Genomic DNA, 1,115 nt, shown 5'->3' with positions numbered 1-1,115 from the left:
AATGACAAGCAAGACACATCGCCGTTTTAGTGCCGAATACAAGATGGAAATCGTGCAGATGGTTCTCGACCAAGGCCGTTCAGTTACTGATGTGGCCAGGGCTATGGACGTTGGGGTTTCTACGCTCGGCAAGTGGGTGCGCCAGGTTCGTGATGAGCAAAGAGGCAAGGAGGTAAAAGCCCAGCCCATCACCGAGGAGCAGCGAGAGATCTACCGTCTTAAAAAGGAGGTCGCGGAGCTCAAAATGGAGAAAGAAATTCTAAAAAAGGCTACCGCTCTCTTGATGTCCGACTCCCTGAACAATTCTCGCTAATCGAGAAGTTCAAGAAGAGCTACGCGGTGAATCAGCTTTGCCGCATTTTCGGGGTTCACCGCAGTAGCTATAAAAGCTGGGCTAGTCGGAAAAAGTCTGCGCCTGATAAGCAACTTCGACTCGACTGTGAGGTGAAAGCCATCCACCGTGAAAGCAGTCAGTCAGCCGGGGCCAGAACTATTGCTCAAATCGCAACAAATCGCGGTGTTAAACTCAGCCGTTATCGAGCAGCCAAGTGTATGAAACGGTTAGGGCTGGCGAGTTGTCAGCTACCAAAGCATCGCTATAAATCGGGTGGCAAGGAGAAACCTGACATTCCCAACACGCTTGCTCGGCAATTTGCAGTGACAGAGCCGAATCAGGTGTGGTGCGGCGATGTGACTTACATCTGGACCGGAAACCGCTGGGCGTACCTGGCCGTGGTGCTGGATTTGTTTGCCCGCAAACCCATTGGCTGGGCGATGTCGTGGTCTCCGGATAGTCAGCTAACCACCAAGGCACTGACGATGGCGTTTGAAGCCCGGGGAAAGCCCGAGGGAGTGATGTTCCACTCGGATCAGGGCTGTCATTACACCAGCCGCCAGTTTAGGCAATGTATCTGGCGCTGCCAGATGACTCAGAGCATGAGTCGACGAGGTAACTGCTGGGATAATAGCCCGATGGAAAGGTTTTTTCGGTCTCTGAAAACGGAGTGGTTCCCGGCAAGCGGGTTCGTCAGTTTTCAGCAGGCTAAACATGCGATCATCGATTATATAATCGGATATTACAGCGACACCAGGCCGCACCAATACAACGGCGGACT

At 52.6% G+C, this 1,115-nt stretch carries 1 protein-coding gene; it reads left to right on the top strand.

All coding sequences use genetic code 11. The features are described from left to right. Window position 1: 1 nt before the first annotated feature. Window positions 2-1,115, top strand: a protein-coding gene (locus ABD827_RS17800; protein ID WP_344966041.1) for an IS3 family transposase whose coding sequence is annotated in 2 segments (ribosomal slippage) — window positions 2-260 and window positions 260-1,115 — 1,115 coding nt annotated over the 2 segments. Because the reading frame shifts where the segments join, the coding sequence is not laid out codon by codon here. This gene is flagged as partial in the annotation.

The organism is Oceanisphaera sediminis (genome assembly GCF_039539745.1).
GTDB lineage: Bacteria > Pseudomonadota > Gammaproteobacteria > Enterobacterales > Aeromonadaceae > Oceanimonas > Oceanimonas sediminis.
The sequence above is the reverse complement of the archived record's forward strand: the minus strand, read 5'-3'. Positions and strand labels throughout refer to the sequence as shown.